Genomic DNA, 5385 nt, shown 5'->3' with positions numbered 1-5385 from the left:
GGGCCGTTTCGTGCGCCTGGGCCGGGGAGAGGAGCTCACCGGCGGTCGCGACAAGGCGTCGATTCTCGCCGACACGATGGAGGCCGTGATCGGCGCCAGTTATCTGGGCGCGGGTCCGGATGCGGCGACCGCGCTCGTGCTGCGACTCGTCGCGCCCCTCGCCACGGCCCCGGGCCACTTCCGCATCTCGATGGATCCGAAGACCTCGCTGCAGGAGGCCGCAGGCCAGCACGGACATGCGGCTCCCGTCTACGAGCTGACCGAATCGGGCCCCGACCACCAGAAGGTTTTCGTGGCGACCGTTCGTGTGTCGACGACCGCCGGGGTGCTCGTGGTCGAGGCATCCGGTGAGGGCCCATCGAAGAAGCAGGCCGAGGCATCCGCCGCCCGCGATGCGGTCGCCGCCTTGTCGGCTCTGCCTTCCGCGTCGGCCGTGTCGGCCTAACGTGCCCGAACTCCCCGAAGTAGAGGTCGTGCGGTCCGGCCTCGAGAGGGCGGTCTGCGGCGCCGTCATCACGGCCGTCGAGGTCTTCGAACAACGGTCGCTCAAGCGGCACAGCCCGCTGGCCGGAGGGTTCGTCGACCTGCTCGAGGGGCGCCGGATGCTGTCGGCCGTTCGCCGAGGCAAGTTTCTGTGGTTTCCGCTCGACGATGCGACAGACGTCGGGGGGCACGCGCTCGTGACGCATCTCGGCATGAGCGGTCAGGTGCTGCTGCGCACGCCGGGAGTCGAGGAAGACGGCCTGCTGCGCATCCGGCTGCACATCGAGCATCCCGAACACGGCGAGTTCTGGGTGAACTTCGTCGACCAGCGCATCTTCGGATCAATGGCCGTCGATTCGCTCGTGGCCACGCCCGACGGGCGCGCGGCGGGGCGCGGCAGCGAGCTCGCCTCCATTCCCGGCCAGGTGTCGCACATCGCGCGCGACCCGCTCGACCCCGCGTTCAGCGACTCGGCCTTCTTCGCCGCGCTCGCCCGCAAGAACACCGGCATCAAGCGCGCGCTGCTCGACCAGAACCTGATCAGCGGCATCGGAAACATCTATGCCGACGAGTCGCTGTGGGCGGCGCGCATCCACTACGAGCAGCCCGCGTCGTCGCTGTCGCGCGCCAAGACGAAGCTGCTGCTCGCCGAGGTGCGGCTCGTGCTCGAGAAGGCGCTCGCCGAGGGCGGCACGAGCTTCGACGCGCAGTACGTGAATGTGAACGGCGCATCGGGCTACTTCTCGCACAGCCTCAACGCCTACGGCAGACAGGGTGAACCCTGCCCACGCTGCGGCCGCGCGATCGTGCGCGAGAGCTTCATGAACCGCGGATCGCACTTCTGCGCGCACTGCCAGAAGCTGCGCTGATGCGCCCGCCTCGGTTGCGTTGAGGATCACGCGTGTATCTATCACGGGGCTCGTGGCCTGTGATATCGGGACTGGTTACGCTGACAGCATGCCAAAACCTATCGGGGTCATCGTCAGCATTCGAGTAGAACCGGGTCGTGCAACTGAGCAGGTCGATCTCTTCTCCGAGATCGCACCTCTGGTGAGGGCCGAGCCGGGATGCGTGACGTATGAACTCCATACGGTTGCTGGTGACCCTGATCGTTTCGTCATCCTCGAGTGGTGGGAGTCATCGGATGCCTTGGCGGCTCATGACGAGATGCCACACATGGTGGCGGCCGACGCCAGGACGCCCGCGTTCCGAGACGGTCCGGCGCACGTAACACTGGTCGACCAGCAGGCGCAAATATCGACTCTGCGCGCCGCGCTCATCGCCGAAGAACGAAGCGGCAACACTGAGCCGTTCGACCTCGACGAGTTCATCTCAGCGAAAATATGACGCACGCGTACCGGCTCTCATCGCTGGGCTGATTGAGAGCATGCTCACCGGATGCTCAGGGTCGGTGCATGCATACTTGCCGCTGATCATTCGAACAGGCTGATCAATCGAATAGGAAGGTCTCGGCGTGAGCGAGAACGACGAATCGACCGGGCCCCAGCTGGAGCCGTGGTTCAGCGAGACTCCGAAGCCGCGCACGCGCCCCGAAGCGGAGACGGTTCCGATCGAGCCCCAGCCGAGCGCCGACCAGTCGGCAGCTGACCTGTCGGACGACTTCCTGACGACGAACACCCTGCCGACAGAGCAGCTCTCGTTCGAGCAGCAGGAGCAGCCCTGGTTCGAGCCGGACATCGAGACCCAGCCCGGGGCATCCGGCACCATTGACGACCCCGCGGTCGCCGAGACGGCCGCGGCCGAGCAGGCCACGAGGCCGAACGCCCGTCGCCGACGCTGGCGCCGCACCAGCCTCGCCGTGCTCGGAGGCGCCCGCGCCGACGCGATCGAGGGAGCCCCGGGAGACCGGCAGGCCTACTCGGCGATGGCGCTCATCCTCATGTTCACGGCCACCGTCGCCGCGCTCTCGATGTCGTTCGCGCTCGGCATGGTGTTCCACGCCGACTGGTACTGGTTCATTCCCGTGGGCATCTTCTGGGGTGCGGGCATCTTCGCCATCGACCGGGCCCTCACCATCCAACTCTCGAACACCACGGGCGCGTGGAAGACGACCCTCGCCGTCGTTCCCCGTGTTCTGCTCGCGGCCATTCTCGGCGCTGTGATCTCGACGCCCGTCACCCTGCAGATCTTCGCGCCCGAGATCAGCGCCCAGATCCTGGTGATGGAGGCGGAGGCCCGCACGGCATTCGCCGACCAGCTCGCCACCGATCCCGTGCTCGCCACAGAAGGCGACGTGCGCGCAACGATCGCCAGCAACCAGGCCATCATCGACACGAGCGACGCCGTCGACCCGCTCGACGACCCCACCTACGCTGCGGCCAAGGCTGCCGAAGATGCGGCCCTCGCCGATCTCAACGCCAAGACCGCGGCATGGCAGGCCGAAGCCAACGGCACCGGCGGCTCGGGCCAGGTCGGCGCGGGCGCGGTAACCGACATCGCGAGGCAGGCCGTCGACGCGGCCCAGGTCATCTACGACCAGGCGCAGCAGGCCTCCGCCGCCGCGCTCACCAGTGCCCAGACCGCCCTCGGATCGCAGCTCGCCGAGTCGAAAACCACCGCCGAGGCCTCGCTCATCAAGGCGCAGACAGAACTGGCGACGATCGAGCAGCGCAAGGCCGACTTTCAGGCCCAGAACGACGCCGCCGTCTCGTCGAGCGACGGCATCAGCAACCGGCTCACCGCGCTCGATCGGCTGAGCACCGAGAGTCGGTCTGCAGGGCTGGCGCACGTCATGGTGTTCTTGCTGTTCTTCGCCATCGAGCTGCTGCCCGTGATCATCAAGCTGCTGCGCAATCTCGGCAACAAGGACTCGGTGCACGACGAGACCGCCCGCGAACACGACCGCGCCGAGATCAACCGAGTGCGTCAGCAGTTCGCGCTCGAGCGCGACCAGGCGCTTCTGGATGCCCAGATCGCCACGGGCAGGCTCGCCACACTTCGCGAGTTGGCCGTGCATGAGGAGGAGCTGGCGCTCGCCACGGGCAAGGAGCGCAACGTCGGCCTCGACGACCGCGTGCGCCGCAAGAGCCAGGACTTCTTCGACGAGTGGGACCTCGACCAGTCGGGTCAGCGCCGCCGCTGATCAGGCCGAGTCGGGCTCGGCCACAACCGGGGCATGGTGGGGCCGACCGGCGAGGTGACCGATGACCGCGACCACGAGGGTGACGAACGCCGACAGCGCCACGCCCCAGCCGATGTGAACCTGCAGCAGCAGGGCGCCCACTGCCGCGCCCGCGCAGATGAGCAGGATGGCGCCGGCCCGACGGAACCACGGCTGGCCCGAACCGCCGGCAAGTCTCGAGTCGGCGGCGAGCCCGGTGATGGTCGATGTGACGACGACTGTTGTCACGTCTTTCACCGCGATGTGCCGAGCGGTGGCGGCCTGCACGCCCATGACCACCGCGAAGAAGCCCGTGAAGATGTACTCGAACGGGGGCGGGGGAGGCCCGTCGCCCACGAACAGGGCGATGGTGAGCCCGACCATGACCACGCCGACGATGCTGAACAGCACCGTGCTGTGGGTCGTCCAGCCCACCTTCACCGGGCGCAGCACCCGGCCGCCGATCGCCGCGCCCAGCATGAACGCGAACAGGGCGACGAGCGGGCCGACCACGGGCAAGTCGTCGGCGCCGGCGATCGCCATTCCGAGAATCACGACGTTGCCGGTCATGTTCGCCGTGAACACCTTGTCGAGACCGAGGTAGCCCACCGCGTCGGCGATGCCCGTCGAGAAGGTGAGGGCGAGCATCAGGCCGAGGTGCAGGTTGGCGGGCTGGCTGCGGAGTATTCGGAGCACGGGGCACCTGGTCTTTCGATGTCTCGGGGCGTGGCGGGGGTGTCGGCTGGCGCACGATACTCTCGAAGCGACCCTCCCCATCTTTCCAGAATTCGGAAGGCGCGCACTCGGATGCCGTTCACCGCACCGCTCCAGCCCGGCCAGGGGTTCATCCAGGCCGCTCATTACCTGCCCGCATCGATCGACAACGTGCTCTGGGGTCGACTGCCCTGCGCCGCCGATACGGCCGTGCTCACCATCGACTCGGGCGACGAGGTAACCATCGACACCCTCAGCCACGAGGGCGTTCTCGAAGACCAGGGCCGCGATCCCGCCGCCTTCTTCGCGGGCCACGGTGTAGCGCGCGAGAACGTGCTCGATGACGCGATTGCGCTCGCGGCATCCGGGTATCAGCGCGACTCCAAGATCGACGGGCCGCACGTCGTGACCGGACCCATCCGCATCCGGGGTGCGAAGCCGGGCGATCTGCTCAAGATGACCGTGCTCGAGGCGACGCCGCGCGTTCCCTACGGCGTGATCTCGAATCGGCACGGCAGGGGCGCCCTGCCCGGGGAGTATCCGCTGGTCGAGGGTCCGGTCAGCGTCTTCGCCGCGGTCGACGACGCCGACGGCGGCCAGGTCGGTACCCTGCCGCTCGTCGCCGGGGGCGAGCGTTCGGTGCGATTTCCGCTGCGCCCATTCCTCGGAATCATGGGCGTCGCGGTTTCGGGATCGACCCGGCCGCACTCGGTTCCGCCCGGCCCGCACGGGGGCAACATCGACATCAACCTGCTCACCGCCGGCAGCTCGCTCTATCTTCCGGTGCAGGTCGACGGCGCCCTTGCCTATGTCGGCGACCCGCACTTCGCGCAGGGAGATGGAGAGGTCGCGCTCACCGCGATGGAGGCCTCGCTGCGTGTCACCGTGCGCTTCGAGGTCGTGCCGCAGGGCGAGGCCCTCGCCGCATTCGGCACCCTCGTCGGGCCGCTCGCCGAAACGCAGGAGTTCCTCGTTCCCACAGGAATGGACGAGGACCTCGACGAGGCCGTGCGCCGGTGCGTGCGCGCCGCCATCTCGCTGCTGCATGCCCGCTACGGCATGGACGA

General features: G+C 68.1%; 6 protein-coding genes. 5 read left to right on the top strand and 1 reads right to left on the bottom strand.

All coding sequences use genetic code 11. The features are described 5' to 3' along the window. The 4 genes from ACE5CZ_RS11165 to ACE5CZ_RS11150 form a co-directional block, all read left to right on the top strand. Nucleotides 1–445: ribonuclease III family protein (locus ACE5CZ_RS11165; protein WP_374947403.1), on the top strand; the 445-nt coding region annotated here is incomplete at its 5' end. Between the two features lies 1 nt (nt 446). After that, entirely contained in the window at nt 447–1352 is a 906-nt protein-coding gene (gene mutM / locus ACE5CZ_RS11160; RefSeq protein ID WP_374947402.1) for a bifunctional DNA-formamidopyrimidine glycosylase/DNA-(apurinic or apyrimidinic site) lyase, read from the top strand. 88 nt (nt 1353–1440) lie between these two features. Further along, on the top strand, nt 1441–1830 hold the full coding sequence (locus ACE5CZ_RS11155) for an antibiotic biosynthesis monooxygenase (protein WP_374947401.1): 390 nt from the start codon (nt 1441–1443) through the stop codon (nt 1828–1830). 127 nt (nt 1831–1957) lie between these two features. Beyond that, complete coding sequence (locus ACE5CZ_RS11150; RefSeq protein ID WP_374947400.1) at nt 1958–3586, top strand: DUF4407 domain-containing protein; 1629 nt, start codon at nt 1958–1960, stop codon at nt 3584–3586. On the opposite strand, the gene ACE5CZ_RS11145 is transcribed toward ACE5CZ_RS11150, so the two are convergent. Continuing rightward, the gene (locus tag ACE5CZ_RS11145; protein WP_374947404.1) at nt 3587–4252 is read right to left on the bottom strand and encodes a YoaK family protein; all 666 of its coding nucleotides are present in this window, start codon (nt 4250–4252) and stop codon (nt 3587–3589) included. Nucleotides 4253–4411: 159 nt separating this feature from the next. On the opposite strand from ACE5CZ_RS11145, the gene ACE5CZ_RS11140 reads away from it, so the two are divergent. After that, the coding region (locus ACE5CZ_RS11140) for an acetamidase/formamidase family protein (protein ID WP_374947399.1) at nt 4412–5385 on the top strand (974 nt) is incomplete at its 3' end.

Source organism: Agreia sp., assembly GCF_964263775.1.
Taxonomy (GTDB): domain Bacteria; phylum Actinomycetota; class Actinomycetes; order Actinomycetales; family Microbacteriaceae; genus Agreia.
This window is presented reverse-complemented; position numbering and strand designations above follow the sequence as displayed.

Coding starts and splice junctions, on each gene's coding strand:
- ACE5CZ_RS11155 (WP_374947401.1), top strand. CDS start 1,441: ATGCCAAAACCTATCGGGGTCATCGTCAGCATTCGAGTAGAACCGGGT.
- ACE5CZ_RS11145 (WP_374947404.1), bottom strand. CDS start 4,252: ATGCTCGCCCTCACCTTCTCGACGGGCATCGCCGACGCGGTGGGCTAC.